Origin of the sequence: Magnetospirillum aberrantis SpK, assembly GCF_011022235.1 — a bacterium.
GTDB lineage: Bacteria > Pseudomonadota > Alphaproteobacteria > Rhodospirillales > Magnetospirillaceae > Magnetospirillum > Magnetospirillum aberrantis.
This window is the reverse complement of sequence record NZ_JAAIYP010000034.1, coordinates 295255-321950: the sequence shown is the minus strand read 5'-3', so window position 1 is coordinate 321950 and position 26696 is coordinate 295255. Positions and strand designations below refer to the sequence as shown.

The 26696-nt window shown below is 66.8% G+C and carries 31 protein-coding genes; all 31 read left to right on the top strand.

What is annotated here, in order from left to right:
• Window positions 1-3 precede the first annotated feature (3 nt).
• The 31 genes from G4223_RS07850 (at window position 4) to G4223_RS07700 (ending at window position 26696) form a co-directional block, all read left to right on the top strand.
• The gene (locus G4223_RS07850) at window positions 4-546 is read left to right on the top strand and encodes a hypothetical protein (RefSeq protein ID WP_163677385.1); all 543 of its coding nucleotides are present in this window, start codon (window positions 4-6) and stop codon (window positions 544-546) included.
• Entirely contained in the window at window positions 543-1298 is a 756-nt protein-coding gene (locus G4223_RS07845; protein WP_163677382.1) for a hypothetical protein, read from the top strand. Before G4223_RS07850 ends, G4223_RS07845 begins: the two co-directional genes overlap by 4 nt.
• Window positions 1295-2704, top strand: coding sequence for a DEAD/DEAH box helicase (locus G4223_RS07840; protein WP_163677380.1), 1410 nt, complete (start codon window positions 1295-1297; stop codon window positions 2702-2704). The genes G4223_RS07845 and G4223_RS07840 overlap by 4 nt, the downstream gene beginning before the upstream one ends.
• Window positions 2701-4284, top strand: a complete 1584-nt coding sequence (locus tag G4223_RS19735) for an adenine nucleotide alpha hydrolase family protein (RefSeq protein ID WP_205762420.1) — start codon at window positions 2701-2703, stop codon at window positions 4282-4284. Before G4223_RS07840 ends, G4223_RS19735 begins: the two co-directional genes overlap by 4 nt.
• A complete protein-coding gene (locus G4223_RS07830) occupies window positions 4281-5306 on the top strand; it encodes a YdaU family protein (RefSeq protein ID WP_163677378.1) in 1026 nt (341 codons plus the stop codon). Before G4223_RS19735 ends, G4223_RS07830 begins: the two co-directional genes overlap by 4 nt.
• Window positions 5227-5901, top strand: coding sequence for a hypothetical protein (locus G4223_RS07825; protein ID WP_163677376.1), 675 nt, complete (start codon window positions 5227-5229; stop codon window positions 5899-5901). Before G4223_RS07830 ends, G4223_RS07825 begins: the two co-directional genes overlap by 80 nt.
• Window positions 5898-6548 carry a hypothetical protein gene (locus G4223_RS07820; protein WP_163677374.1) on the top strand — a complete coding sequence of 217 codons (651 nt, stop codon included), beginning with the start codon at window positions 5898-5900 and terminating at the stop codon, window positions 6546-6548. Before G4223_RS07825 ends, G4223_RS07820 begins: the two co-directional genes overlap by 4 nt.
• Before the next feature lie 322 nt (window positions 6549-6870).
• The gene (locus G4223_RS07815) at window positions 6871-7284 is read left to right on the top strand and encodes a hypothetical protein (protein ID WP_163677372.1); all 414 of its coding nucleotides are present in this window, start codon (window positions 6871-6873) and stop codon (window positions 7282-7284) included.
• Entirely contained in the window at window positions 7281-7736 is a 456-nt protein-coding gene (locus G4223_RS19930) for an XF1762 family protein (protein WP_338086841.1), read from the top strand. Before G4223_RS07815 ends, G4223_RS19930 begins: the two co-directional genes overlap by 4 nt.
• A gap of 181 nt (window positions 7737-7917) precedes the next feature.
• Window positions 7918-8241 carry a hypothetical protein gene (locus G4223_RS07805; protein ID WP_163677370.1) on the top strand — a complete coding sequence of 108 codons (324 nt, stop codon included), beginning with the start codon at window positions 7918-7920 and terminating at the stop codon, window positions 8239-8241.
• The gene (locus G4223_RS07800; protein WP_163677368.1) at window positions 8238-9923 is read left to right on the top strand and encodes a terminase large subunit domain-containing protein; all 1686 of its coding nucleotides are present in this window, start codon (window positions 8238-8240) and stop codon (window positions 9921-9923) included. Before G4223_RS07805 ends, G4223_RS07800 begins: the two co-directional genes overlap by 4 nt.
• Window positions 9923-10096, top strand: coding sequence for a hypothetical protein (locus tag G4223_RS07795; protein WP_163677366.1), 174 nt, complete (start codon window positions 9923-9925; stop codon window positions 10094-10096). Before G4223_RS07800 ends, G4223_RS07795 begins: the two co-directional genes overlap by 1 nt.
• Before the next feature lie 2 nt (window positions 10097-10098).
• Window positions 10099-11379, top strand: coding sequence for a phage portal protein (locus G4223_RS07790; protein ID WP_163677364.1), 1281 nt, complete (start codon window positions 10099-10101; stop codon window positions 11377-11379).
• A 13-nt stretch (window positions 11380-11392) separates the two neighbouring features.
• A complete protein-coding gene (locus G4223_RS07785) occupies window positions 11393-12283 on the top strand; it encodes a S49 family peptidase (RefSeq protein ID WP_163677362.1) in 891 nt (296 codons plus the stop codon).
• A 70-nt stretch (window positions 12284-12353) separates the two neighbouring features.
• The gene (locus G4223_RS07780; protein WP_163677360.1) at window positions 12354-13706 is read left to right on the top strand and encodes a phage major capsid protein; all 1353 of its coding nucleotides are present in this window, start codon (window positions 12354-12356) and stop codon (window positions 13704-13706) included.
• A gap of 59 nt (window positions 13707-13765) precedes the next feature.
• Entirely contained in the window at window positions 13766-14233 is a 468-nt protein-coding gene (locus G4223_RS07775; protein ID WP_163677359.1) for a hypothetical protein, read from the top strand.
• A 17-nt stretch (window positions 14234-14250) separates the two neighbouring features.
• Complete coding sequence (locus G4223_RS07770; RefSeq protein WP_163677357.1) at window positions 14251-14793, top strand: hypothetical protein; 543 nt, start codon at window positions 14251-14253, stop codon at window positions 14791-14793.
• A 2-nt stretch (window positions 14794-14795) separates the two neighbouring features.
• Entirely contained in the window at window positions 14796-15038 is a 243-nt protein-coding gene (locus G4223_RS07765; protein ID WP_163677355.1) for an Acb2/Tad1 domain-containing protein, read from the top strand.
• An 8-nt stretch (window positions 15039-15046) separates the two neighbouring features.
• Window positions 15047-15622 (top strand): head-tail connector protein, encoded by a 576-nt coding sequence (locus tag G4223_RS07760; protein WP_163677353.1) that lies wholly within the window; start codon window positions 15047-15049, stop codon window positions 15620-15622.
• Window positions 15622-15939, top strand: coding sequence for a phage head closure protein (locus G4223_RS07755; protein ID WP_163677351.1), 318 nt, complete (start codon window positions 15622-15624; stop codon window positions 15937-15939). The genes G4223_RS07760 and G4223_RS07755 overlap by 1 nt, the downstream gene beginning before the upstream one ends.
• Window positions 15940-15943: 4 nt before the next feature.
• The gene (locus G4223_RS07750; protein WP_163677349.1) at window positions 15944-16387 is read left to right on the top strand and encodes an HK97-gp10 family putative phage morphogenesis protein; all 444 of its coding nucleotides are present in this window, start codon (window positions 15944-15946) and stop codon (window positions 16385-16387) included.
• Window positions 16384-16788: a DUF3168 domain-containing protein gene (locus G4223_RS07745; protein WP_163677347.1), complete on the top strand. Its 405-nt coding sequence runs from the start codon at window positions 16384-16386 to the stop codon at window positions 16786-16788. Before G4223_RS07750 ends, G4223_RS07745 begins: the two co-directional genes overlap by 4 nt.
• Before the next feature lie 11 nt (window positions 16789-16799).
• Window positions 16800-17036: a hypothetical protein gene (locus tag G4223_RS07740; protein WP_163677344.1), complete on the top strand. Its 237-nt coding sequence runs from the start codon at window positions 16800-16802 to the stop codon at window positions 17034-17036.
• A 66-nt stretch (window positions 17037-17102) separates the two neighbouring features.
• Window positions 17103-17795, top strand: coding sequence for a phage tail tube protein (locus tag G4223_RS07735; protein WP_163677340.1), 693 nt, complete (start codon window positions 17103-17105; stop codon window positions 17793-17795).
• Window positions 17795-18181 (top strand): hypothetical protein, encoded by a 387-nt coding sequence (locus G4223_RS07730; protein ID WP_163677338.1) that lies wholly within the window; start codon window positions 17795-17797, stop codon window positions 18179-18181. The genes G4223_RS07735 and G4223_RS07730 overlap by 1 nt, the downstream gene beginning before the upstream one ends.
• A 41-nt stretch (window positions 18182-18222) precedes the next feature.
• Window positions 18223-18459: a hypothetical protein gene (locus tag G4223_RS07725; protein WP_241004006.1), complete on the top strand. Its 237-nt coding sequence runs from the start codon at window positions 18223-18225 to the stop codon at window positions 18457-18459.
• Window positions 18460-18619: 160 nt separating this feature from the next.
• Window positions 18620-21493: a tape measure protein gene (locus G4223_RS07720; RefSeq protein WP_163677332.1), complete on the top strand. Its 2874-nt coding sequence runs from the start codon at window positions 18620-18622 to the stop codon at window positions 21491-21493.
• A 5-nt stretch (window positions 21494-21498) separates the two neighbouring features.
• Complete coding sequence (locus G4223_RS07715; RefSeq protein WP_163677330.1) at window positions 21499-22119, top strand: hypothetical protein; 621 nt, start codon at window positions 21499-21501, stop codon at window positions 22117-22119.
• Window positions 22120-22121: 2 nt separating this feature from the next.
• On the top strand, window positions 22122-22691 hold the full coding sequence (locus tag G4223_RS07710; RefSeq protein WP_163677327.1) for a hypothetical protein: 570 nt from the start codon (window positions 22122-22124) through the stop codon (window positions 22689-22691).
• Window positions 22692-22695: 4 nt separating this feature from the next.
• Entirely contained in the window at window positions 22696-23124 is a 429-nt protein-coding gene (locus G4223_RS07705) for a DUF6950 family protein (protein WP_163677325.1), read from the top strand.
• Window positions 23097-26696: a phage tail protein gene (locus tag G4223_RS07700; protein WP_163677322.1), complete on the top strand. Its 3600-nt coding sequence runs from the start codon at window positions 23097-23099 to the stop codon at window positions 26694-26696. The genes G4223_RS07705 and G4223_RS07700 overlap by 28 nt, the downstream gene beginning before the upstream one ends.

The window sequence follows — 26696 nt, the reverse complement described above, 5'->3', positions numbered from 1 at the left end:
GCCATGGCCGGGGGGCTCTTCGCGTTGGACCTTGCCACCAACCTCGGTTGGACGTGCGCGCCGGTTCCGCCCGGCCCGCCGCCGACCGCGCTGGTGCTGGCGAGCGTCCGCATGCCCGAGCCTCCCGGCGGCATCTACCGCGTCGGCACGCCCGGATGCAGCGTCGGCGCGTTCCTGTCCGATTACGGCGACTGGTTCGACCGCAAGCTTGCGGCGCTGGAGCCGGCCGGCGTGATCTATGAGGCGCCGATCCTGCCGAAGATGGCGAACCACCACACCAGCCTGAAGCTGATGGGCCTCGCCGTGCTGACCGCCACCATCTGCTACCGCCGCAAGGTTCACCTGCTGGGCTGCGAGCAGCCGTCGACCGTCAAGAAGCACTTCACCGGCCACGGCGACGCCGACAAGCCGGCGATCATCGCCACCTGCATGAACCTCGGCTGGAATCCCATTGACGACAACCACGCCGACAGCATGGCCCTGTGGTCGTTGGGCTGCCACCGCGTTCAGGACGCCGCGCGCCAGCGGCGGGGGAGGGCGGCGTGAGGACGGCCGACGTCAAGGCGGCGTTGCGCCGCGCCTATCCCGCCCCAGAATACGCCATCCTGTTCGAAGTGGCCGACGCCACCGGTGCCCGGCATAGCCGGTTCGCTGACGCCGTCGCCATGAGCCTGTGGCCGAGCCGTGGCCTGACCGTCGACGGTTTCGAGATCAAGGTGAGCCGCAGCGACTGGCTGCGCGAAAAGGCCAAGCCCGAGAAGGCCGAAACCATCGCCCGCTTCTGCGATTACTGGTGGCTGGTGGTGCCCAAGGGGCTGGTGAAGGTCGAGGAACTGCCCGCCACCTGGGGCCTCAAGGAGGTGTCCGAGGCCGGCGAGGTTCGCACCGCCAAGTCTCCCGAGAAGTTGAATGCCCAGCCGCTTGACCGCCTGTTCGTCGCCTCAATGCTGCGCAACGCCGGCAAGGTGGATGACGAGGAGGTGCAGACGCGCGTCAATGCGCTCCTGGGCGATCGGGTTGAACGTGAGGTCGAGCGCCGCCTCCGCTTCCATGAATCCAGCAAGCCCCGCTACGAGAAGCTGGACGCCCTGATCCAGGAACTGAAGAACGACGGCGAATGGTTCGGCGATGAAGAGGTGCTGGACGCCGTTCGCATGGTGCTCAAGTCGGGCGTGCTGCGCTCCTACGGCGGCCTGATCAGCGTTCACAAGTCCCTGACCGAGATGGCCGACCACATCGGCAAGGCCATGGGTGTGCTCAACATGCCGGAGCCAGGGAAGAAGCGGGGGCGGGCATGAGCAACGCTCTCCGCCCATACCAGCGCAACGCTGCCAACGAGATCATGGCGCTGCTGATGCGTCGCCGCTCGCCCTGCTTCGTTCTGCCGACCCGTGGCGGGAAAACCCGCGTCATGACAGAGGTGACGGGCACGGTGACGGGCGCCGCCGGCTGGCGCGTCGGCTTCTTCGTGCACCGCGTCGAACTGCTGAAGCAGGCCAGCGCCGCGCTGACCAGGGCCAGCATTGCCCACGGCGTCATTGCGCCAGGATCCGGCGTCACGTCGCACCGCGTGCACGTCGCCAGCATCGACACCATCCTCACCCGGCTGCGCGCCGGCTGCGCCGAAACCGCGCGCTGGCTGGCCAGCCTCGACCTCGCCTGCCTGGACGAAGCGCATCACGCCGTGGCCGGCAAGTGGCTGGCGCTGGCCAACGCGCTCGCAAAGGCCCTGCTGCTGGGCGTCACCGCCACCCCGTATCGCAGCGACGGTCAGGGCCTGGGCGACGTGTTCAGCGACGCCGTGCGCGGCCCGACCATGCGGCGTTTGATGCAAGATGGCTGGCTGGCTGATTTCGGCGTGGTGGCGCCGCCCACCAAGTTGAACCTGTCTGATCTGAGCGTCAGGGGGCGCGGCGACTTCACCGCCGACCAATTGCGGGTTCTGCTGGACAACCCCGATTTCATCCGTGCCCCGGTGCGGGCCTATGGCCGTTTCGCCCCTGGGCAAAGCTGTGTGGTGTTCTGTGGTGGCGTCCTGCATGCCCAGCACACCGCCGAAGCCTTTCGACGGGCCGGCTGGCGGGCAATCAGCATCGACGGCGACACGCCGCCCGCCGAACGCGCCGCCGCCCTGGAAGGGTTGGCCGACGGCACGGTGCAGGTGGTGACGTCGTGCGATCTGATCAGCGAGGGCACCGACCTTCCCGAGGTCGGCGCCGCCATCCTGGCCCGCCCCACTAAATCGACACAGCTTTTCATGCAGCAAGCCGGCCGCCCGTTGACGCCGCACGGCGATAAGGGCCGCGCCCTGATCATCGATCTGGTCAGGAATACCATGGCCCACGGCATGGTGGATGCCGAGCGTCCCTGGACGTTGGAGGGTGGCGTCAAAGGGCTGGAGCGTCAGGTCGAGGGCACCATTCGTTGCCCGACATGCTGGCGGGTGGTCGGGGCCGGCGATGCCGGGCGCTGCTGCCCGGAATGCCGCAATCCCTATCCGGCCCGCACCGCGGTCATCCAGCCCGGCAGCAACGCCTTTGTCAGCGTCGGTGCGCTGGCCATCGACGATATCCGCCGCCTGCCGCTGATGCGGGTGGTCGAGCACATCGGCAGCCGCCGCGACGCCGAGATCGTTGCCAAGGTTCTGAAGATTTCCGACCGCTCCTGGGTCGACCGGGTGGTCGAGCAGAGGAGGGCCGCATGAACCTGCTCGACCCACTGCGCCGCCTCATCGGCCACGAAATCCACCATCCGGTGGCTGTAGCCGCCGGCCCCACGCAATGCCCGAGCACCGTCTCCGTGCATCGGGCCCGCAGCAACGCCTATCGCAACCAGCACGCCGACCTTCTGGAGCAGTACCGCGCCACCCGTGGCCGCGACTTGCCGGCAGTCGAGCGGATCATTATGGGGAATGCTCAGATGGACATCTTTGTTCAATTCGGCTGCAACGCGGCGGCTGCCGCGGCGGCCTATCGGATTCTCAGCCTCGCCGCCCGCCATCACAGGCCATGCCCGAGCATCGAAGCCCTGGGGCGTGAGGTCGGCCTCGCCGCTACGCCCATGCGGACATTGCTGTCGCGCATGGAAAAGGCCGACCTGATCCGCACCCATTACCCGAACCCGGCGCGGCGTGTCGTCGAGATCGTCGCCAGCGGCAGAAAAACGGAACCGACGCAGGGAAACGGGGAAGCTGCCGTTGCCGCATCACGGGCCGTTTCCATGGGGTGGCCGGCGCGATCTGTCACCACGGAGCAGCTTTCGGCACTCATCGCGGCCGCCGGACGTTTCGAGGACAGCCCAGAGGCCAAGCGCGATCTCGGCATCACCGTCCACGTCGTGCGGGCGCCGCTGGATAAGCGGTTCTTGGTCTACATCCTGGGCCGGGGCGTGCCGCCGCCGAACAACAACACGCTGCGCTGGTGCACCCGGCAGATCAAGATCGACCCGATGGGCGCGGCCGTTGCCGAGTTCCTCGACGAACTGGAGCGCCAGCACAACGGAGGCCCCGCTCTGGACGGGTCGCACCAGAAGCCGTTCCTCATGATCACCGGCGTCCGCCAGGGCGAGAGCGCCATGCGTGACCGCCGCATCGAGATGTCGTGCAGCAAGGACGGCGCCGAGTGCGGCCAGGGCTGGTATCAGAAGACGCTGCCCGAAGCCAAGGGCGTGCGGGGACGCATCGCCACCCTGGCGCCGTTGCTGCATTGGCGGGTCTGCCACGTCTGGGAATGGCTCAAGCACTGGGCACCGCAGCCGCAATTCGGCGACTGGTCCACCGCCATGATCGCCGACGCCTACGGCGGTGACGAGGCGGAAGAGATCAATGCCCGCACCGGCTGCATCTGCTGCCCGTTGGCGCAGCAGGACAAGGCCATGGATTACGTGCTGGGCACCCCCGCCTGGGCCTATCTGGCGCCGCTGAAGGGGCTGAGGCCGCTGTACCGTGAATTGCGTCTGGCGAAGAACCGCCTCCGCCAGCCCGGCGGGGAGCGCCGCAAGGACGGCACCCTGGCCAAGAACCAGCAGCGCATGGGGCCGCTGACCTTCAAGGCCCGCCTGATGGGGCTGGAGCGGGTGCTGGGCATCCAGGTCGAAGTGAATGCCGCTGCCGCGCGCATCGGCCGGCCGGCCATAGACCTGCTGGACGCGGAGGAAGAGGCCAGGATCCGGGAACTGATCGCCGCGAAGACGTGGCCTGATGGCTGGACCGGCGAGGAGCCGACCGCCGACGTGCCGCTGCCGTCGTACTTCGCCGACGGCACCATTCAGGGGTTGCTGGTATGAGCGCCACCACCCCCCCCGAACCGCTCGTCCCGGCCGACGTCGACCTGCGCGACTTCCCCTTCACCCCGATGTTCCGCTCCCGGCTGTTCGGTTCCAGCTTCCACGCCCGCGTCAGCGATGCAGGATGGCGCGCCGGCGTCACGCTCTGGCTCAAGTCCTGGGACCAGGTTCCAGCCGGCACATTGCCTGACGACGACATCGACCTCTGCCGCCTCGCCGAGCTGGGCCGCGACCTCAAGTCATGGCGCAAGGTAAGGATGGAAGCCCTCTGGGGCTGGATGAAGTGCAGCGACGGCCGCCTGCACCATCACGTCGTCGCCGAGGGCGTCATGGAAGCCTGGACAGGCAAGCTGAAGCGGGCCTGGGGCACCGACTGCGCCCGCATCAAGAAGGCCAACCAGCGGAACCAGACTGACCTCCCTGTCCCGACTTTCGAGGTGTGGCTGTCTCAGCGACAGAGCAGTGATGTCCCCAGGGACAAAACCGAAATGTCCCCAGGGACACCCCCCCTTTGTCCCGAAGAAAACGGCTCCAATAGAAAGGGAGAGAGAAAGGGACAGGGACAGGGAAAGGGAAAGGGAAAGGGAGATTCTAAGAATCTTGCTGCTGCTGAGGAGGGCGCGACCGATGGCGAACCAGGCAATGGCCCGGACCACCCTCCCGCCCGGGAACGGTGGAGATCGGTCGCCAATCAGGTACTGGCGATCCTGGGGACCAGCATCCAAGACCCGACGTGGTACGGCACCGCCGGCGTCGTCGCCCAATGGCTGGCCGATGGTGCCGACCCTGAGCGCGACATCCTCCCGACCGTCACGGCGCGCCTTGCCGCGGCACGGAAGACGCACGGTCCGAACTGGCTCCCACGGGGGCTGGGATATTTCACCGACCCCATTGCCGAGGCTCTAGCCCGCAACACCACCCCCCTGACGAAGCGAGACGACCATGGCCAAACGCAAACCCGATCCGCAAGCGACGAAGACCTTGTTGCGCGCATCCTGGAACGGCGCGGCGGACGCCTTTGACCGGGCTTGGTCCGTCATCATCGAGGAAATGCTGGTGCTGTACTTCCCGCCGGTCGAAGCCGACAGCGACGAAGCCATGCTGGAATGGTCCGGTGTCGCCTTGAAGGCGTATCTCGCCGACCTCGCCGAGTTCAGCACAGACGTGCTGCAACAGGCATGGCAGCGGGTGCGGAGGACACATCCGCGTATGTCCTGGCCCAGCATCCACGTCCTCAGGGCGGCATGCCAGGAAGAGGCAGCTCTGGCCGTCCCGTCGCGGGCATCGGCTCCGGTCGAGACGAAAGCCACATCCTCCCGCCACGATGCCGATGCGGATGCCTGCATGCGTACCGATTTCGGCCGAAGGGCAATCAGTGAAGGCTGGGGCTGGGACCTGTTCTGCCACGTCCGCGATACCGGGGAAGTCCCCAGCGACCCCCGCATCCTGTCCAGGTTGAAGCATGCCCAGGCGCGGGCATCGCAGGCGATGGCCGGGGTATCCGAGGCAAACCCGATGTACACAACCCTGCTGGGGTTGCACCACGCCATCATCCGCAAAAACGACTGGCTGGCCGCCAAGTATCTCGGCGGCGCCCCGCAGGAGCATGCCGCATGACCGCCACCGCACCGAAGCCCCGTCAGCGCACCACCATGGTCGAGCTGCTGGATTGGACTTATCGTCGCCAGAAAGCCGACATCATGACCGGCCGAAGCCTGCACGTCCCGAACGATGTCCTGGAAGCCGAGGGCATCGAGGATGGGATGCCCTACGGCGTCAGCGCCGATGGCTGCGCCATGGTGGAGCGGATATTGACCGAGGGCGCCATCATCCCCGGCACCTCTCACCTCCAGGCGCCGACGGTGGATGATGACGCCGCCGCGGTGCATGACGCCGTGGTCGCGCTATCGCAGTCCGACTGGCTGGGCGCGATGCTGATCCGCCGCTATGCCAGGAGCGGGGAGCCGCCGAAGCCGTTGGAGGTGCGGCGCTGGGATGCCAGGTCCTATGACCGACGCGGCAAGCCGGTCACCGCCGCCGAGGTCATCGGCTGGGAGCGGGCTGCGAACAACCGCCGTGTCATCCTCGAGGCAGAATACACCCCCATCGAGCCGTGGCCCGGCCTCCCGCTGATCAAGGCCAGCCGGGCGGAATACCTGAAGTGGCGCCTCGCCGTGGTCAAGCTGATGTGGCTGCTGCGCCAGGGCGAGCCGCTGCGGCGGTGGATAGTGGCGGATGTGGGGGCGGCGCGGCGGGCATGGTGATCAATCACATCCGTTCCGACTGATTACAGGATATTCACATCTGTACGCGCTAAGTCGTTGATGGACAAATGCGGGTTGACGCACAAGCCATCGGTGGTGTACTGATGGTGGCGAGTTTGAGAAGTGCGCCCGGAGGGAAACCTGCCGGGCGCTTTCCGTTTAGGCCTGCCGACATCGAGGTTCCCATGGCGACCACCGACGAACAACCCGTCGAGCGGCATCCATGGCTGTGCCCGCATGTCCGTGAACCTGAGCGCTGCCTCAAGGACGGCGGCCCCAGGGACTGCGACCGCTGCAAGCCCATTCGAAAAGCGGATGGCGGATGATGCGGTTCGCTCAGCTGAAGCCGAGGACGTCGAGCCTCAATAGCCGGACCCGTTCGGTCCAGGCACCGATGACCAGTGCGCAGCGGCATGAACAGCGCCGGGTGGAATACGACAAGGCGCGGGTCGATGACCCAATTCGGCAACTGTACAAGACGAAGCGCTGGGCTGAGCTTCGGCGCAAGCTGTACGTCGAGCGCAATGCCCGGTGCGAGTGCTGCGGCTGCCTCACGGTGCTGCACAAGCGCGAGGCCAACGAGTTCACCCCCGTCGCCGAGTTCGATCACGTCGAGGGCGCGAGGGAACGGCCCGACCTGTTCTGGTCGGAGGCGCACATCCGCCTGCTGTGCCACCCGTGCCACTCGCGGCGGACGGCGAGGGATCAGGGGTTTGCGCGGGGCGGCACGCTGTGAGCGTCAAACCCCGGCTGACGCTGGCTCCAGTATCGCTGGCCGACGCCAACGCATTCGTGGCCGCCATGCATCGCCACCATAAGCCGGTGGTCGGGCATAAGTTCAGCCTCGGCGCCACCGTCGACGGGGCCGTGGTTGGCGTCGCGATCGTCGGCAGGCCGGTGGCTCGGATGCGTGATGACGGCGAGACGTTGGAAGTCACCAGGCTCTGCACCGACGGGACGCGCAACGCCTGTTCGTTCCTTTATGGAGCGGCGGCCCGTGCTGCTTTCGCGCTCGGCTATCGCCGCATCGGGACGTACATCCTCGCCAGCGAGACAGGCGCCAGCTGCAAAGCGGCCGGATGGCGGCTGATCGGGCAACGCGGTGGCGGGTCGTGGGATTGCCCCAGCCGACCGCGACAGGACAAGGCGCCGACTGCGCCGAAGCTGCTGTTCGAGGCCCTGAGGTGAGGTGGCCCGGCGGGATGTTGCAAAAATGGCACGCCTATCCGTGAAACGTCCCCGTGAAACGCCCCAGGGGAGGGGGTAGGCGATCTTTGGCGGGGTTTGAGCCGCTGAGCCGTGCTTGTCCCCACGTAGAGATTTTTTCTCCGCGTTTGATTTTTTCAAACGTCATCAAGGAATTCAAATCATGCCCAGAGGCGGTGCCCGGCCCGGCGCTGGGCGGAAAAAGAAGGCGACTGCCGTCGATCAGGTTGCGGCCACCATCACCACGGATGGCGCACCGAAGTTCGACACGGCGAAGGACTTCGCCATGTGGCTGCTGAACAACCCGGCCGTTCCGTTGCTGGTGAAGGTCGAGGTGATGAAGTACGCCCTGCCGTTCACCGATCCGAAGCTGGTGGAGGAGGCCAAGGGAAAGAAGGGGGCTGCCAAGGATAGGGCGGCGGTGGTTGCTGGCCGTGCAAGGTTCCAGCCGCCGGCCCCGCCAAAGCTGGCGGTTGACAACACGTGACGCCGGATTGGTCAACGGCGTGCCTTGATTGGGAACGCCGGATCCTCGCCAGGGAGCCGCTTATCCCGTTCGCGCCGCTGTTTCCGGCTGAGGCTGCGGCGGCCCGTGCGATCTTCGACAGCCTCCGTATCGCTGATGTGGCGGGATGCCCGACCATCGGGGAATCCTGCCGCGAATGGGTGTTCCAGTTCTGCGACGCCATCTTCGGCGCCTATGACCACGAGACCGGCCGCCGGCTGATCCAGGAATTCTTCCTGATGATCGCCAAGAAGAATTCGAAGTCGACCATCGCGGCCGGCATCATGACCACGGCCCTGTGTCGGAACTGGCGCGAGGAAGGCGAGTTCTACGTCCTGGCGCCGACCAAGGAGGTCGCGGACAACTGCTTCAAGCCGGCCTCGTCCATGGTGGCGAAGGATGAGGAGCTATCCGACCTCATCCACGTCCAGTCCCACCTCCGCCTACTGACCCATCGGCAGACCGGCGCGACGCTCAAGGTCATCGCGGCCGACAGCGAAACGGTATCCGGCAAGAAGACCATCGGCCTGCTGGTGGATGAGGTTTGGCTGTTCGGGCAGAGGGCCAACGCGGCGGATATGCTGCGCGAGGTTGCCGGCGGCCTCGCCAGCCGCCCTGAAGGTTTCATCATCTACCTGACGACGCAGTCGGACAAACCGCCGGCCGGGGTGTTCAGGACGAAGCTGAAGTACGCCCGCGACGTCCGCGACGGCAAGATCGTGGACAAGACGTTCTTGCCGGTGCTGTACGAGTTCCCGCCGAGGATGGTCGAGGTCGGTGACCACCTGAAGCCCGAGAACTTCCATATCCCGAACCCAAATCTCGGGGCGTCGGTCGATGTGGTGTTCCTGGAGCGCAAGCTGCGCCAGGCGGAGATCGAGGGCAAAGAGGAGGTGGCCGGCACGCTCGCCAAGCACCTCAACGTCGAGGTCGGTCTCGCGCTCCGCAGCGATAGTTGGGCCGGCGCCGAGTTCTGGCCGCAGCAGTCGCTGGAGGTGCTAACGCTCGACGCCATCCTCGACCGCTGCGAGGTGGTGACGGTCGGCATCGACGGCGGCGGCCTCGACGACCTGCTGGGCCTCTGCGTCATCGGGCGGGAGCGCGGCACTGGCCGTTGGCTGTCCTGGCACGGCGCCTGGGCACACAAGATCGCCCTGACCCGGCGCAAGGACATCGCGCCGCGGCTGCTGGATTTCGAGAAGGACGGCGACCTCTGGATCGTTGAGCGCCCCGGCGACGACGTCGAGGCGGCGGCCGATATCGTGATGCGCATCGAGGAGCGCGGCCTTCTGGCCGAACATGGCATCGGCGTGGATGCTGCCGGCATCGGGGCAATCGTCACCGAGTTGTCCGGGCGCGGCATCGACCCCGAAAAGCGCATCGTCGCTATCGGCCAGGGCTACAAGCTGAACGGCGCCATCAAGGATACCGAGCGCCTGCTGGCCGGCGGCACGCTGTGGCACGGCGGCCGGCCGCTGATGGCGTGGTGCGTCGGCAATGCCAGGGTGGAGACGAAGGGCAACGCCATCCTGATCACGAAGCAGGCCAGCGGCAGCGCGAAGATCGATCCCCTGATGGCGACGTTCAACGCGGTGTCGCTGATGAGCCTGAACCCGGAGGCCCGTGGCGGCTTCCCCGACGACTACGAACCCAAGGTGTGGTGATGAGCGATAAGCAGCAACTGGCCGCCGAGGTGGTGCGCACCGCCCTGATTGTCGGTGGCACGGCCATGCTCGGTGTCGGCTCCGCCCTCCTGCACCCGGCAGCCGGTTTCATCGTCCCGGGTGGCATCATGCTGGCGCTCGGCATCATCGGCGCGTTGCGGACGAAAGGCTGACCATGCGCTTTCTGACCAACCTACTCGGCGGCCCTGTGGTCGGCGCCTCGGCGGACACCTCCGGGACGGCCAATCCCGAGGGCTGGCTGGTCGATCTGCTCGGCGGCGTGGTGACGGCGACCGGCATCCGTGTGTCGGCGCGGGACGCCATGACGGTGCCCGGCGTGGCCGCCTGCGTGCAGGTTCTTTCCGAGGACCTGGCGAAGGTCCCGCTGATCCTGTACCGGCGGAAGCGCGGCGGCGGGCGCGAGCGTGCCGACACTCACCCGCTCTACAAGCGACTGAAGGAACGCCCCGCCCCCTGGCTGACCTCTTTCGCCTGGCGCCGCGCGCTGGTCGAGGCGGCGATGGTGCACGGCAACGGCTATAGCCGGGTCCGGCGTGACAATTTCGGCGTCCAGGTCCAGCGGCTCACCCTGCTGCCCAGCGGGCGCGTCCAGCCGCGTTGGGCGCAGGATGGCGAGCCGTTCTTCGATGTGTCCGTCGCCGGGAACAACGAACGCGCGCTGTCGTTCCGCGACGTCATCCACGTCCCTTACCGGGCCACCATGGATGGCGCCGAGAACGGCGGCATCATCGGCATCTCGCCGCTGCATCAGCATCGCGAGACCATCGCCCTGGCCATCGTGACGGAGCGCTTCGCGGCCAAGTTCTTTGCCAACGGCGCCCGCCCATCGGCGGTGCTGGAATACGACAAAATCCTGCCGAATGACGGTGTCGCGACGCGGATGCGGAACGGTATCGAGCGGCTTTACAGCGGCGTCGACAATGCCTTTCGCATCGCGCTGCTGGAGCTCGGCGTGAAGTTCAGGGAGATCAGCAGCAACAACTCTGATTCCCAGCTCATCGAGGTGCGCAAGCACCAGGCCGAGCTGGTGGCCCAGATGTTCAACATGCCGCCTCACAAGATCGGCATCCTCGACCGCGCCACCAACAACAACATCGAGCATCAGGGCATAGATTACGTTAAGGGGCCGGTGTCGTCGCTGGCGAAGTGCATCGAGAGCGCCATCACCACCGCCTGCCTGTCCGACGCCGAGCAGGAAGAGTTCTACCTCGAGCACAACCTCGACGGCCTGATGCGTGGCGACCTCTTGAGCCGCTACCGCGCCTATGCCATCGGCCGCAACTGGGGCTGGCTGTCCGCCGATGACGTCCGCGACTGGGAGAACATGGACCCGCTGCCGGACGGCCAGGGCAAGATCTACCTCATCCCCGGCAACATGAACAAAGCCGACGATCCCGCCAACGACAACGGCGGCGACGCCAAGCCCGCCAACTGAGGGGTTTCCGCACATGCGAGCTTTCCAGGCGCTCACGTCCGAACCGTGGGCCATCGAACCGTCGTGGCTGCCGATCCTGGCCGCCCTTGCACAGCGCAACCATGGCGCTCCGGAACTGAAGGCGGTGGAAGGCTGGTCGAAGCGCGACTACGACCTGTTCGCCGGCCCGGCCGGGCGTCGGCTGGAAGGTGCCCGCTACACCATGGTGACCGACGGCGGCGTCGCCATCATCCCGGTGTTCGGCCCCATCTTCCCGCGCGCCAACATGATGACCGAATACAGCGGTGCCGCTTCGGCCACCCAGCTGCAAGCCGATCACGCCATCGCGCTGCGCCACCCCGACGTCGGCGCCGTCATGATGCTCTACGATACTCCCGGCGGCGCGGTCAGCGGCATCAACGCCCTGGCGGACCAGATCAATGCCGGCAAGAAATCGAAGTACACCATGTCCTACGTCTCCGGCACCGCGGCTTCGGCGGGGTACTGGCTGGCGTCGCAGGGCCATGAGATCGCCGGCGAGCGCACCGCCATGGTGGGCAGCATCGGCGTCGTCGCCGCGATGCCGAAGCAGGTCGAGGCCGATGGCGACGGCTATCTCACCGTCGAGGTGGTCAGCAGCAACGCGCCGAACAAGCGCATCGACCCGACCACCGACGACGGCCAGGCCAAGGTCCGCGAGATGCTCGACGCCATCGAGGCCGAGTTCATCGCCGATGTGGCGCGCGGCCGCGGCATCAAGGCGGCCGATGTGCCGGAACGGTACGGCCAGGGTGGCGTGCTGGTCGGCGCCGCCGCCAAGGCGGCCGGCATGATCGACAAGATCCAGAGCTACGAGGCCAGCGTCGCCGCGCTGTCCCGGATGGTTGCCAATCAGCGCAAAGTTGAGGCGCTGAAGGGCCGGTAATCCCCAGGCGAGGGCCAGGGATTTGTGGGGCGCCTGCGGGCGCCCTTTTTCATTCCGAAAGGAGAGGACCATGGAAGAGGACATCCTGAGCCTTCGCCAGGAGCGCGCGAAGGCGTTTGCCGACCTGTCGGCTATCCAGGACAAGGCGAAGACCGAGGCTCGCGCCATGACCGCCGAAGAGCAGGCCCAGTTCGATAAGCTGGCCGCCAGCATCGAGGGTCTGGACAGCCGCATCGCCGCCGCCGAGAAGGTGCAGAAGCTGAAGGCGGCCGGCGCCGTTCCGGCCCCGCAGCAGCCGTCGCAGCCCGCCGCTCCCGCGCCGGCGGCCCCCGCCGCCACCGTGCCGGCCCAGCCGGCGGCGCAGGAGGAGAAGGGCATCCGTTTCGCCCAGGCCACCCGCGCCCTGATCGTCGGCCGCGGCAATGTGGATGCCGCCCAGGCGTGGGCCGCCCAGGCCTACGGCGAAAGCCACCCGGTGGCGATGGAACTGGGCGCCGCCATGCAGACCAACGAAGCCGCTTCCGGCGGCGTGCTGGTCCCCGAGGTGTTCAGCCGCGAGATCATCGACCTGCTGTACCCGCGCACCGTCATCCGCCGGGCCTGCCAGGACAACGGCATGGTGGTCCCTCTGGTCGGCGGCACCGACAACATCCCGACCGTCGAGAACGGCACCTCCGCCTACTACATCGGCGAGGGTGACGACGTCACCGCCACCGAGCCCGAGTTCGGCAGCATCAAGTTCGTCGAGCGCGAGATGGCCGCCCTGGTGCCGATCAGCAACAAGCTGCTGCGCCATTCCGGTGCCAGCGGCCACAACGTGGACATGTATGTCCGCAACATGCTGATCAACGGCATGGCTCAGACCGAGGACGTCAACTTCCTGCGCGGTGCCGGCACCGGCGCCGGCCCCAAGGGCCTGCGCTACTTGGCCGGCACCAGCTTCGCCGCCAACGGCACGGTGAATGTCACCAACATCGACGCCGACGCCCGCAAGGCCGAGCTGGCGCTGATGGAAGCCGACATCCCCATGATCGACGTCCGCTGGATCATGCCGCCGCGGGCGTTCACCTATCTCCGCGATCTGCGCGACAGCAACGGCAACCTGGTCTATCCGGGCCTGTCGCTGCCGGTGCCGGTGTGGAAGAGCTACAAGGTCGAGGTCACCAACAACGTGCCCAAGAACCTGGGCGGCGGCGGCACCGAGGCCGAGGTCTACCTGGTGGACTTCGCGTTCTGCATGATCGCGGACAGCTACAGCATCCGCATCGACGCCTCCGACACCGCCTCCTACAAGGTGGGCGGCGCCATGGTGTCGGCGTTCAGCAAGAACCAGACCCTCATCCGCGCCCTGGCCGGCCATGACTTCGGCGTGACCCGCAAGAAGGCGGTGGTGGTCATCACCGGCGTGGCCTGGGGCGCCTAAGCGCCAAAAGCGGGGCCGCCCACCCGGGCGGCCCTTTCTCTTTCCGGAGGGTTTTCACAATGTTCAGTCTGACCCGCGATCTGGCGGCGGAGATCGCCGCCGTCTACGCCGCCGCGCACGCCTCGGCGACTGCCGGCGGTACCGGCGACAACACCGAGGTCACCGGCGTCACCATCGACCTGCAGGGCCTGGGCAACCGCTTCGGCTCGGTGGCGTTCGTCTTCGCCGCCACCGCCACCCTGGCGGCCACCAAGACCCTGACGGTCGCCGCCGAGATCGAGACCGGCGACGCCTCGGACATGTCCGACGCTGCCGATCTCGTCACCTCGTCTACCGTGTTGACCTTGACCGGCGCCACCGGCGGCAGCACCGAAACCGGTACCGCCAAGCTGGGCGTTTCGCTGGAATACGCCAAGCGCTACATCCGGATTAAGTACACGCCCAACCTGTCCGCGACCGGCACCGACACCGCCGCGGTCCAGGCGGTGGCGATCTTCGGCGGCGCCGAACGCCTGCCGGTGGCGTAATGCGGATCGTCGAGTTCGTGAAGGCCGCTCCCCCGTATAATGCGGGGGAGTTGGCCGGCTTCGAAGGCACCAAGGCGCAGAAGCTGGTGAATTCGGGGAAAGCCGTCTACCGCGACGCCGCCGCCACCGAGGCGGCGCAGCGCAACGCCGAAGCCGATGGCGCCGGCACCGACAACACCCTGCTCGGCAGCTCCACCCTGGCCGCCGTCCTGACCGTGACGGAGGGCGTCACCATCACCCTGGGCGAGCTGGTCGCCAAGGCGTTCGACGCCAGCGGCCTCAGCATCGAGGAATGGAACGGCCTGGACGAGAAGGCCCGCGACCTGCACCTCGAAGACCTGCTGGAGACGCTGCGCGCCGAGGCCGGCAAACCCGGCGAAGGCGGGCAGGGAGGTGCGCCCGAGGGCGGCGAGGGCACCACCACCACCTTCACCGCGCGCCACGTCGGCGCCGGCCGCTACAAGGTGTTCGACGCCGACGACAAGCCGGTGACCGAGGCCATGGACAAGGACAGCGCCACCGCCGAGGCGGCGCTGCGCAACGCCGAGCAGGGGGCTTGACGATGGCTGACCTCTACGCTGGGGCGCCTGATGCCCGGCAGGCTGGCGACATCAAGCCCAGCCGCTTCCGCCCGCAGTATCGCGCCCTGTCCGACGACGAGAAGGCGCTGCACGGCGCCATCAAGGCGAAGGCGGTGGAGATGGAGGCGCTGTTCGATCAGGTCAAGGACGGCCGCTACAAGTCGCTCGCCTTCACCGACCTCGAAAGCTCGATCATGTGGATCGTCAAGCAGTTGACCGCCTGAGGTGCTCGATGTCGCTCATCCTCATCACCGCGCCGGCCGTCGAGCCGATCAGTCTCGATGAAGCCAAGGCCCATCTGCGCGTCACCGGCACGGATGATGATGCGCTGATCGGCGGCTTTATCGCCGCCGCCCGCCAGAACCTCGACGGCCGCGACGGCTGGCTTGGTCGCGCCTTGATGCCGCAGACTTGGGAACTGCGCCTCGATGCCTTCCCGGCCGAGATCACCGTCCCGCTGCCGCCGCTGCGCGAGATCGTCAGCGTCAAATACATCGACCTGGACGGTGCCGAGCAGACACTGGACCCGGCGCTGTATCAGGTCGTCGCGGGCGAGCCGGCGCGCATCGTTCCCGCCCATGGCCAGGTCTGGCCGTCAACCCGCCGTCAACCTGATGCCGTGCGGGTGCAGTTCGATGCCGGCTACGACGATGCCGCCGCCGTCCCGGCGCCGATCAAGGCGGCCACTCTGCTGCATGTCGGCACGCTGTACCGGGACCGCGAGACCGTGAACATCGGCAACATCGTCAATGACTTGCCGACGTTTTCTCTCCTGTTGTCGCCGTTCCGGGTGTGGAGCTTCGCCTGATGGACGCCGGCAAGCTGGACCGCCTCATCACGATCCTTGCCCTCACCACAGGCCAGGACGAATACGGCGGCGTCACCGAGACCTGGACGCCGATTGATGACCCTGTCTGGGCGCGCTGGATGCCCGGCGCCGGGTCTGAACGCTTCGCCGCCGCCTCGACCTATGCCGAAACCCAGGGCCGCTTCCTGATCCGGTGGCGGTCGGACATCACGCCCCAACACCGTGTTGCCTGGGATGGGAGGGAATTCGACATCCTCGATGTGGTCGAGATCGGCCGCCGTGAGGGGCTGGAACTGCGCGTGAAGGCGAGGGCATAAGTCCATGACCCGCCTCACACAATCCCGCGTCGTCGGGCTACGCGATGCCCGCGCCATCCTCAAGAAGCTGCCGCAGAACGTGCAGCGTCGCGTGCTGAACAACGCCACCCGCGCCGGCGCTACGGTGATGAAGGGGGCGGTGCGGCGCAAGGCGCCGATCGGCGTCGAGCCGTCCGACCTGTCCGAGAAGTACGGCCCCCTGAAGGACAACATCCGCATCGTGCGCCTCAAGCGCGGGGTGCCGAAGGATCAGGCGGAATACCGCGTCGACACCGGCAACGCCCCCCAGGGTTTCTGGGCTGAGTTCGGAACAAGCCGCCAGCCGGCCCGGCCGTGGTTCCGCCCGGCCGCCGACAGCGCTTGGAGCAGGGCGGTGGCGCGGATCAAGGAGCGCTTGGCTGCCGGCGTAGCGCGCGAGGCGGAAAAGCTGGGGAAATCGCAGCGATGAGCGAACTGGCCATCTACACCCTGCTGAAGAACGCTCCGGCGGTGTCGGCCCTGGCCGGCGCCCGCATCTATCCGCTGACGGCGCCGACCAAGGTGCAGACGCCATACATCACCTATCAGCGCATCAGCGGCGACCGCTGGCGCTCCTGCGACGGACCAACCGGCACTGCACAGCCGCGCATCCAGGTCGATGCCTACGCCACGACCTATGCCGCCGCCAAGGCACTGGCAAAGGTGATCCGCAAGACGCTGGACGGTTTCATCGGCACGGCCACCACCACGGAAGGCCCGATGCGGATCGGCGGCATCAGCCTGGAGACCGACCAGGATCTCTACGAAGACGACGTCGATCCAAAGCTCTACCGGGTGCAGATGGATTTCATGGTCACCCACGACGAATGAACGAGGGAAGCATGGGCATCACTTACGCCAGGGTCGACGGACCGCCTGTCAATTGGCGCGGCTGTCGCGTCTTCGACTGCGATACCGGCGCCGAGGTCAAGGACGTGCTGGAGGTCAACGCCGCTGAGGGGTGGCTGATCCGCTATGTCCGGGACGCGGGCGGCCAGTTCGTCATGACGCCCGACGGGCAGGACATCCTGTCGGAACGCATCGAAGGCCGGTTCCGCATCGTTCCGCCGCCCACCTGACCGTCAACCACCCATTGACACTTCCACCCCAGCCGCCTCCGGGCGGCTTTTTTCATGGAGAAAGCAATGTCCGGAGCCATCAAAACCCAGGGCACCAAGCTCGGCATCCAGTCCGTGACCGGGGCGGTGTCCGTCGAGTTCGACGCCACCGCCGGCACCATCGAACGTGCCACTGGCGATTGGACCACCGACTATGCCGTCGGCATGATCGTCACGACCAGCGACACCGACAACCCCGGCCCGTACATCATCACCGCGCTGACCTCCACCGTCATGACCGTGGCGGGTCAGAGCAAGGGTCACGCCGGGACTAGCGACTTCGTCGGCACCGCCGATGCGGTGATGACCACCGATGCCACCCCGGCCAGTTTCACCATCACCGGCTATAAGCCGATTGGCGAGGTGGTGGATTTCGACGGCCCCGGCGGCTCCGCCAGTGTCGGCGATGCGACCAGCCTGGATAGCGTCGCCAAGGAAAAGATCATGGGCCTGCCCGACGAAGGCCAGCTCAGCTTCAACCTGATCTTCGTGCCGGGCAATCCCGGTCAGGTCGCGTATCGCACGGCGCGCCGCACCCAGGCGAAAACCAACTTCCTCCTGGTGCTGTCCGATGCCACCGACACCAAGGCCGCGACCACGGCGGCTTTCGCCGGGTTCGCCCTGGAGTTCCCGATCAGCGGCGCCGTTGACGACAAGGTGTCGGCGTCGGCCGTCATCGAGATCACCGGAGAGGTCGATTGGTCGGATGAGGCGGCCTGATGCCGGCCGTCAATCCCTACACCGGCGACACGCCGGTCAGCATCGGGGGCCGGCGGCTGACGCTGGCCTTCGATTGGCTCGCTATCTCTGCCGTTCGCACGGACCTTGGCGCCGATGGGCAGGCGGCGGCGCTGGCGGGCGACCTCTATAAGCTGGCCTCGCTCATCGCTATCGGCCTTCGCCGGCACCACCCCGACTGGACCGGCGACATGGTGGTGGCCGCTTCACCCCCCGTGGTGCCCACCATCAAGGCGGTCGAGGCGGCGCTCGCCGCCGCCTGGTTCGGTCCCGACGGCATGCCCAAGGAGCCGGCCAAGGAAAACCCTCCCGAGCCGCTGCGGACCCGGTGCGCCAGGCTCTGGCAGCGGCTCACCGGGCGAGGATAGCGCCGAGCGAGTTCTGGGCGTTGACGCCCTGGCAATTGGAGGTGCTGCTGGCCGCCGAGGGCGACGAGCGGCGCCAGCGGCACGACGAGTTAATGGCCGTCGCCTGGTGTGCCGCGGCGCTCGGTCGGGCAAAGAAGATGCCGCCGCTGAACGACATGCTGTCGACCAAGCCTGATCAAGGTTCCGTCGACGCCCGGCTGAAGGCCACGCTGAAGACGGCCTTTCCGATCAGGTCGAAAAGCCGGGGTCAACCCGTTGATTCAGAACGCCGGAATTGACCGCAAGCCGGTGGATGCGGTACGCTCATCCGTAATTTGAAGAACTGCGTCAAAGCCCCGCCCTGATCCGGCGGGGCTTTTCGTTTTCCACCCCATCCCCGATGCCACCCGCCGACTGCGCCTGACGCCGCCGGCCCCTTCGTGCTGGAGATCGCCCGCCATGGCAACGCGCGTCGCGAAAGTCGCCGTCGATCTCGCGGCGAATTCGGCAGAGTTCACCTCTGGGCTGAACCGGGCCAACGCTGCCCTGAACTCGTCGGCGCGGCAGTGGCAAAAACACCTGTCGGCGATGGATGCTCAGATGGCGGCGGCGATGGCGACGGCCAAGGCCGGTCTGGCCGGCCTCGCCGGTGGCCTCGGCGTGGCAGAGCTGTCACGGTCGCTTTACGACGTGAATTCCCGTTTTCAGGACCTGCGTTCCGGCCTGGAGACGGCCATGGGGTCGAGCAAGGCGGCTGCTGTCGCCTTCTCCGGTATCCGTGAATTCGCCAAGGACACGCCCTATGAACTGGCGGAGGTGGTGACGGCGTTCGCCCGCCTCAAGAACCTAGGCCTTGACCCTGCCAACGAGGCGTTGACCGCCTGGGGCGACATGGCGTCGTCGTTCCCCAACAAGACCTTGACAGACGTCATCGAGGCGGTGGCCGACGCCACCACCGGTGAATTCGAGCGGCTGAAGGAATTCGGCATCCAGGCCAGCAGCCAGGGCAACAAGGTCTCATTCACCTTCAAGGGGGTGACCACCACCGTCAGCAAGAGCGCCGACGCCATCGATGCCTATCTGCGTAAGCTGTCGGCCGACAATTTCGGCGGCGCCATGGCTAAGCGCATGGCCAACCTGTCTGGTCTGGCGTCGAACCTCAAAGATGCGTTCGACGATTTGCTGGTGACCATCGGAGAAATGGGAACCAACAAGGCGATGGAAGAAATGCTTAAGGGGTTGACCAGTGCCATCGGCGCCGCCGCCGACAATATGGGGGCCATCACCAGCGTTGGCGGTGCCGCCGCTGCCGCCATCGGTGGCATGGTGGTTGCCAGAACGGCAGCCGCCGCCATCGCAGCTATGCAGACAGCAAACGTTTCAGCCGCCGCCGGTCTGTCCATGTTGAATACCTTCGGCACCGCGACCACGGCCCGCATGGTGGCGATGGCCGCTGCGACGGGAACGGCGTCGGTGGCGATGCGCGGCCTGACCGCCGCTCTAGCTCTGGTCGGCGGCCCCGTCGGCGCCGGCATTGCCGCTGCGTCTGCGGCCATCTACCTGATGGCGACACACCAGACTGCGGCCGAGCAAGCGGCTGTCTCCCACTCCAGGGCCATGGCCGCATTCAATGGTGTCATTGATGTCAGCAAGGGCAGGGTTAAAGACCTGACTGCCGAGGTCAAGGCGCTGCGCAAGGCGCAATTGGAGGCGGCAGCGGACGCGGCAAAAGCTGCCATCGCTCAGCAAGAAATTTATGCCCACGCCGGGAACTTCAAGATTGATCGCGTCGCCTTTGAAAGCGGCCTGTCGAAACAGGATGCCGCCGCCCTGGTGGCGCCGGCTCGGGAGCTTCAAAAGGCCTATCTGGACGGCGCCATTTCTGCATCGGAATTGTACGCCAAGACCGCCGCTTTGGCGGATCAGGATCAGCGCCTCAAGCCGCTTGTTCAGATTATGTCGGAATGGGCGGAACCGCTGACGACGGCGCGCCAAGAGCTTCAAGAACTCGAAGCCGCCTTGGCCGTTCTCAACGGTACAGCCAGTGAGACGCAGAAGAAACTGGTGCTGCCGTCTATCGATGCTCCCGCGCGGTCGCCAAAGGTTGACACGGGGGCGGCCAAGCACGCTGACGCCGTCGCCAAGCAGGTTGCCGATCTTCAGTTTCAGCGCGAGCAATTGTCCCGTACCTCTCGGGAGCAGGAAATCTATGCAGCACTGAAGCAGAACGGTCTCAGCATTTCGTCGGAAGAGGGGCGGAAGGTCGCAGAACTGGCCGGCCGTCTCTACGATGAGAAGGCTGCGCGGGAGGCCGCAGCCGACGCCATCGAGCGGCAGAACAAACTCGAAGAAGACCGGCTGGATCAGCAATACAAGGGCGTAGAGGCCCTGGACGATTACATCTCCGGCCTGGAACGCGAGCTGACGCTGATTGGCATGGGCGCCGACGCCCGCGAGCAGAACGAGGCCATGCTTCAGGCCGAGAACATCGCCCGCGAGCACGGTATCGAGGTGACCGACGAGCAGCGCGCCCGCATCGGCGAACTGACCACGGCAAAGCAGGCTCTGATCTCCGAGGAGAACGAGCACAAGGCCGTGCTGCAAGAGTTGGAGAATGTCGGAGAACAGGCATTCGACCGCATCGGCTCCGCAGCGACAGAGATGGCCATGCAGGGGGAAGATGCCTTCGGCAATCTGCGCAACGTCGGCCTCGCCGTCGTTTCGGAGCTATATCAAGAATTCTTCAAGCTGGCGGCGTGGAATCCACTCAAGAACATGATCTTCGGCGGCAATGCGGTGACGCTGTCCAGTGTCGGCGGTCTGCTGGGAAAACTGTTTAGCAGCACCGGTTCCAGCACGGCGAGCTACACCACCGCCGTGAACTCCGGCGTCGGCATCGACGGCATGGCGACCGGCGGCAGGATTGCCGGCAATGGCAGGATCATTGGACCTGGAAGCGGCACTAGCGACGATATCCTGGCGGCTGTGAGCGGCGGTGGCATGCTTCGCGTCAGCAATGGCGAGAGCATCGTCAACGCCGAGGCGACGGCCAAATACTGGCCGCTGATCGACGCCATGAACAATGGCCGCCTGCCGGCATTCGCCGACGGCGGTGTCGTCGGCGGCGTCACCACCTCGGCGCTGTCGGCAGCCAACATCAACAGCCCTGGCCGGGCCGGTGGCGATCAGTATTACATCGACGCCCGCGGCGCCGACCGCGAAGGGCTGGCCCGGCTCGAGGCCATGATCCGCGCCACCAATGCCAGCGTGGAGCGTCGCGCCGTCGCCGCCGTGACCAGTCACAACGGCCGCACCGTCAAGAAGGGGAAGTAGGGGCCATGGCCATCACCTATCCCCTGGCGCTGCCGACGGCGACCGGGCTGCGGACGCTTGGCTGGAAGCCGCGATCCGTGGTCGGCGTCTCGCAATCGCCGTTCACCCTGTCGCAGCAGGTCTATGCCCACCAGGGCGAGGCGTGGGCCATCGAAGCCACGCTGCCGCCGCAGATCCGTTCCACCGCCATGGAATGGGTAGCATGGCGCCTTAGTCTCCGCGGCCGCTTCGGCACCTTCCTGTTGGGCGACCCCAAGGGCCGGATGCCGCGCGGCACCATCGCCGCCACCGGCATCGCCGTGCACGGCGCCCATTCGGCGCGGACCCGCGAGTTGTCGCTCCAGGGTGGGGAGGAGGGCGCCACCGTGCTGGCCGGCGACTACCTCCAACTCGGCAATGGCGAGGAGACGCGGCTGCACATGGTTCTGACTCCGGCGGCCTTCGACGTCTCGGGGGTGCTGACCACCGACGTCTGGCCGGCCCTGCGCCAGGATTATGCCGATGCCACCGAGCTGGTGACGCGGAACTGCGTCGGCGTCTTCCGCATGGCCAGCAACATCATGGCCTGGGACATCGACGATCTGCACCACTACGGCATCGACTTCGCCGCCGAGGAGGCGCTGTAGCCATGGCCGGCCGCACCGACGCTCATGCCGATCTGATCGCCGCCACCCAGGCGCCAAGGCTGTGCCCGATCCTGCTGGCCGAGATCGGTTACGGCAGCGGCGCCGAACGCGCCTGGACAGGCAACGGCACCCTAATCTGGGATGGCGTCGAGTTCTATGGCGTCGGCACCCTGGGCAAGGTCTCTGCGGTGTCGGAAACCACGGAATTCCAGGCCAATGGCATGGCCTTCACCCTGGACGGTGTCCCGGCAGCGCGACTGCAACAGGCCATCGGCGACTTCCGCTACGGCCTGCCGGCCAAGCTGTGGCTGGCGGTGCTGGACGAGCAGACCGGCACCATGATCGGCGAGCCCTATCCGCTGGCCGACAACATCACCGACAGCATCGCCATCGACGATGCCGGCGAGACCTGTTCCATCACGGTGCGGACCGAAAGCCCGGCCATCACCCTCGATGCCGCGCTGAACTGGCGCTACACCAACCAGGACCAGCAGCGCCGCCACCCCGGCGACAAGGGTTTCGAATACGTGCCCTCGCTGGTCGACAAGACCATCACCTTCGGAAAGTCCTGACGCCATGTCCCGCATCGCTGGATGGGAACGCCGCCTTTCGGCTGCGGTCGAGGCGGCGCGCGGCCGCGCGTTCGAGCGCGGCGTCTTCGATTGCTGCATCTGGCCGGCCGACGTCGTCCGCGACATCACCGGCATCGACGGCGCCGAAGCGTTTCGCGGCCGCTATCGCTCGCGGGGCGGCGCCATCCGCGCCCTGGCCCGGTTCAGTGGCGGCGGCGGCCTGCTCGAGGTGATGCGGAAGCTGGCCGCCCAGCACGGCTGGGCTGAGATCGCGCCGCTGCTGGCGCGTCGCGGCGATGTCTGTCTGACCAGCAATGATGAGGGCCTGTCGCTGGCGATCTGCGTCGGCGCCGAGGCCGCGACCCCGGTCCGCGCCGGCGGGCTGGAGTTCGTGCCGCTGGAGCGGTGCTCGGTGGCCTGGAGGATCGGCTGATGGGCGGCGGTGGCGGTGGCATCGTCAAGAGCATCATCGTCGGTGCGATTCTCGGAGCGGCTACCGGCGGTATCGGCTTCGGCCTCGGGCTAACCGCAGGCAGTACCAGCTTTCTCGGCTTCGCCGTCTCCGCAATGGAGGGGGCGATCCTGTCCGGCGCCGCCATGGGCGCCATCGGCGGCACGCTCTCCGGTGTCGCCGGCGCGCTGCTCGGCAGTTCCGCCGTCGCGGAGGCCGACAGCTTTCGCTACGAGGCCAGCGACCGCACCCATTCCATGGCAACCGCCATCGGTTACCGCCGTCTCATCTATGGCCGGATCCGTGTCGCCGGCCAGCGGACCTTCGTCCACGTCACCAATGACAACAAAACGCTGCACGTCGTCTACACCATCGCCGCCCATGAAGTGGACGGCTTCGAGGAATTCTGGCTGAACGAGGAAGTCATCCCGTTTGGCACCGACGGCAAGGTCACGGCCGGCGACTGGAAGGACAAGGTCGAGGTCACTTTCGGTCTCGGGACGACGGAGGGCGACGCCACCTTCCATGAAAAGCTGCGCGCCGCGTGCCCGGGGAAATGGACGGAAAGCCACCTCCAGGCCGGGTGCGCCAAGGTCTACGTCAAGTTCACCTATGACAGCAGCCTGTTCGCCAGCGGCATCCCGAACCCGAGCTGGGTCGTGCGCGGCAAGAAGGTCTTCGACCCCCGCACCGGCGCCACCGCATGGTCCGACAACCCGACGCTGTGCCAGCGCGATTACATGGTGGAGTGGTGGGGCTGGAAGGCGTCGCGCATCGGAACCGCAGACTGCATCGCCTCGGCCAACATCGACGACGAGGAGGTCGAGACCAGCCTCGTCCGTCAGGTGTCGCAGGTCAAGGGGACCGCGATCGGCACCATGACCGGCGGCGGCGGCCTCAATGCGGCGTTCGACGGCAGCGATGATGACGAGTGGGAAGACTGCGCCACCGGCGCGGCCGGCGCCACCATCGGCAGGGTGGAAACAACGGCCCGCGCCATCGCCGGTATCCGCTTCGTCGGCAGCATCGACAATGGCATCTGCGACAGCGCTTCAACCTTCACCTGGGCGGTCGAGGGTAGCAATGACGACGGCGCCACCTGGGCCACCATCTACACCTCTGGCACGGTCAACGACGAACCCGGATTGGTGGTCGAAGTCACGTCGGGCTTTTCTTCCACCACCTCGTACCTATCCAGGCGGCTGGTGATCAACGCCGACAGCGGCAGTGTCGGCGTCGCCGAGGTTCGCTTCTACGAGGCGCCTGGGGTCGAGAAGCGCTACACCTGCAACGGCTCCGTGCTGCTGTCGACCGACCACGGCACCATCATGAAGCAACTGCTGTCGGCCAATCGCGGCGTCGCGGTCGATAGCGGCGGCAAATGGCGCCTGATGTCGGCGGCGTGGCGCACCCCGCATGCCCGAGAGCTGACCGAGGATGATCTCGACGGCGGTATCCAGCTCGAGCCGCGCCTGACCCGCAAGGAGTTGTTCAACACCGTTGCCGGGGTCTATACCAACCCCGACAGTTTCTGGCAGGCTGAAGACTTCCCCACGGTCTGGTCGGACTTCTACCGCACCGAGGATGGCCCCCAGGCTCTGGTTACCGCCATCGACACGACCGCCGACACCATCACGGTGGACGAGACCGGCTTTACCACCGGCCAGCCGGTCCGGGTGTGGAGTGACGACGTCCAGCCCGGCGGCATCGCCGCCGACACCGTCTATTTCGTCATCCTGACCGCGACTGCCGGGACCATCAAACTGGCCGCCAGCCATGACGATGCCGTCGCCGGAACGGCCGTCAACATCACCTCGGCCGGGTCCGGGACGATCCGCGCCAATTTCGGCGTCGAGATCGACAAGGACGTCGAGCTGCCGTTCACGACCAGCCCGGCAACCTGCCAGCGTATCGTCAAGATCGACCTGCTGCGCTGTCGCCAGCAGCAGCGCATCACTTGGCCGGGAAAGCTGACCTGCTTCCCGTATCGCGCCGACGACATCATCCCGGTGACGCTGGCCCGCTATGGCTGGACGCGGAAGTATTTCGAGATCGAGGCGTGGGCTTTCGCGGTGCGCGGCGGCGACAGCGAGGATGATGCGCCGCGCCTCGGCATAGACATGGTGCTGCGAGAAACCGACGAGAGCTGCTTCGACTGGTCGACAGACGAGGAGCAACTCGTTGACCCCGCGCCGGATACCGGCTTGCCCAAGGCGCGTGTCGTGATGCGGCCGTCGGTTCCGACGCTATCCAGCGGCACCGACCGCCTGCTGGTGCTGGGCGACGGCACCATCATCTCGCGCCTGCACGTCGCCTGGACCGACCCAGACGATGCCAGCCTGTATCGCATCCAGGTGCAGTTGTCGGCGGACGGCGGTGCCACCTGGGCGGATCAGCCTGACGTGCTGCCTGGGGTGCAGGAGGCGTATTTGTCGCCGGTGGTCGACGGCACCGACTATCTGGTGCGGCTGCGCGCCGTCAATCAGGTCGGGGCGGTGTCGAAATGGCGGGCATCCGAGCCTCACGCCTTAATCGGCAAGACCGCACGCCCGGCCGATCTCCTGATGTTCACGGTAAGCGACGGCGTTGCCCGCTGGGAGGCCGAAGCCGAGAAGGACTTCGAAGGTATCGAGATCCGCTACCACGTTGGCGTCAATCGTAGCTTCGCCACCGCGCTGCCGCTGCACCAGGGCCGTCTCGCGTCCAGCCCCTACACACTACCCGGCCTGCCGGGCGGCGTCGTCACCATCCTGGCCAAGGGGTTTGACACCTCAGGTAACGAGAGCATCGCCGCATCCTCGGTGGTGTTGAACCTCGGTGACATCCTGGTCGGCAACGTGGTCGAGGAATACGACCTGATGGCCCTGGGCTGGCCTGGAATCATCATCAACGGCAGCGTCGATGACGACGGCACCCTGGTGGCCGACGATGCCGGCGGCCTGGCCTGGGACGCCAATGAGGGACGTCTGGCCTGGACCAACGACGCGGCGCCTGCCTGGACCGGATCGTGGAAAGCCATGACCTACGAGGTCGATGTCGAGTTCCCGCTGGCCGTCGGGGCCGACACCATCAAGTTGCCCCTGGCAGTCGAGGGGGGCAGCGTCATCATCGAGGTGCGGCGGCCGTCGGCAGGGCTGGCCTGGACCAACGACGCGGCGGGGGCGTGGTCGGGGGATGATGCGGCGCCGGCCTGGGGGGTGGAACCGTGGGAGCCATGGACCGGCGACATGCCGGCCCGGCCCGGCACCTGGGGGTTCCGCGTCACCACCGGGTTCGGCGCCACCAGGGGGCGCATCGCCACCATGACGCCGACGCTCGATGGCGCCGACATTTCCGAGGTGTTGCAGGGCGTCACCTTGGCGCCGGAAGGAACGCGCCTGCCGATCGCCAACACCTACCGCGCCGTCAAGGTGGTGGTCTGCAATCTCATCGGTGGCACCGCCGCCACCGTCCGCACCGTCGACAAGGACACCTCGGGGCCGCTGGTGCGGGCCGATGATGCCAGCGGAGCCGGCATCTCCGCGACCGTAGACGCCACCATTCAGGGGTACTGA

Excerpts from the sequence above, each read along its gene's own strand:
- G4223_RS07820 (WP_163677374.1), top strand. The coding sequence starts at position 5,898 with ATGACCGCCACCGCACCGAAGCCCCGTCAGCGCACCACCATGGTCGAG.
- G4223_RS07840 (WP_163677380.1), top strand. The coding sequence starts at position 1,295 with ATGAGCAACGCTCTCCGCCCATACCAGCGCAACGCTGCCAACGAGATC.
- G4223_RS07805 (WP_163677370.1), top strand. The coding sequence starts at position 7,918 with ATGCCCAGAGGCGGTGCCCGGCCCGGCGCTGGGCGGAAAAAGAAGGCG.
- G4223_RS07710 (WP_163677327.1), top strand. The coding sequence starts at position 22,122 with ATGGCCGGCCGCACCGACGCTCATGCCGATCTGATCGCCGCCACCCAG.
- G4223_RS07715 (WP_163677330.1), top strand. The coding sequence starts at position 21,499 with ATGGCCATCACCTATCCCCTGGCGCTGCCGACGGCGACCGGGCTGCGG.
- G4223_RS07830 (WP_163677378.1), top strand. The coding sequence starts at position 4,281 with ATGAGCGCCACCACCCCCCCCGAACCGCTCGTCCCGGCCGACGTCGAC.
- G4223_RS07745 (WP_163677347.1), top strand. The coding sequence starts at position 16,384 with ATGAGCGAACTGGCCATCTACACCCTGCTGAAGAACGCTCCGGCGGTG.
- G4223_RS07755 (WP_163677351.1), top strand. The coding sequence starts at position 15,622 with ATGGACGCCGGCAAGCTGGACCGCCTCATCACGATCCTTGCCCTCACC.
- G4223_RS07850 (WP_163677385.1), top strand. The coding sequence starts at position 4 with ATGGCCGGGGGGCTCTTCGCGTTGGACCTTGCCACCAACCTCGGTTGG.
- G4223_RS07780 (WP_163677360.1), top strand. The coding sequence starts at position 12,354 with ATGGAAGAGGACATCCTGAGCCTTCGCCAGGAGCGCGCGAAGGCGTTT.
- G4223_RS07750 (WP_163677349.1), top strand. The coding sequence starts at position 15,944 with ATGACCCGCCTCACACAATCCCGCGTCGTCGGGCTACGCGATGCCCGC.
- G4223_RS07740 (WP_163677344.1), top strand. The coding sequence starts at position 16,800 with ATGGGCATCACTTACGCCAGGGTCGACGGACCGCCTGTCAATTGGCGC.
- G4223_RS07785 (WP_163677362.1), top strand. The coding sequence starts at position 11,393 with ATGCGAGCTTTCCAGGCGCTCACGTCCGAACCGTGGGCCATCGAACCG.
- G4223_RS07765 (WP_163677355.1), top strand. The coding sequence starts at position 14,796 with ATGGCTGACCTCTACGCTGGGGCGCCTGATGCCCGGCAGGCTGGCGAC.
- G4223_RS07815 (WP_163677372.1), top strand. The coding sequence starts at position 6,871 with ATGATGCGGTTCGCTCAGCTGAAGCCGAGGACGTCGAGCCTCAATAGC.
- G4223_RS07705 (WP_163677325.1), top strand. The coding sequence starts at position 22,696 with ATGTCCCGCATCGCTGGATGGGAACGCCGCCTTTCGGCTGCGGTCGAG.
- G4223_RS07775 (WP_163677359.1), top strand. The coding sequence starts at position 13,766 with ATGTTCAGTCTGACCCGCGATCTGGCGGCGGAGATCGCCGCCGTCTAC.
- G4223_RS07735 (WP_163677340.1), top strand. The coding sequence starts at position 17,103 with ATGTCCGGAGCCATCAAAACCCAGGGCACCAAGCTCGGCATCCAGTCC.
- G4223_RS07825 (WP_163677376.1), top strand. The coding sequence starts at position 5,227 with ATGGCCAAACGCAAACCCGATCCGCAAGCGACGAAGACCTTGTTGCGC.
- G4223_RS07720 (WP_163677332.1), top strand. The coding sequence starts at position 18,620 with ATGGCAACGCGCGTCGCGAAAGTCGCCGTCGATCTCGCGGCGAATTCG.
- G4223_RS07760 (WP_163677353.1), top strand. The coding sequence starts at position 15,047 with ATGTCGCTCATCCTCATCACCGCGCCGGCCGTCGAGCCGATCAGTCTC.
- G4223_RS07730 (WP_163677338.1), top strand. The coding sequence starts at position 17,795 with ATGCCGGCCGTCAATCCCTACACCGGCGACACGCCGGTCAGCATCGGG.
- G4223_RS07795 (WP_163677366.1), top strand. The coding sequence starts at position 9,923 with ATGAGCGATAAGCAGCAACTGGCCGCCGAGGTGGTGCGCACCGCCCTG.
- G4223_RS07790 (WP_163677364.1), top strand. The coding sequence starts at position 10,099 with ATGCGCTTTCTGACCAACCTACTCGGCGGCCCTGTGGTCGGCGCCTCG.
- G4223_RS19735 (WP_205762420.1), top strand. The coding sequence starts at position 2,701 with ATGAACCTGCTCGACCCACTGCGCCGCCTCATCGGCCACGAAATCCAC.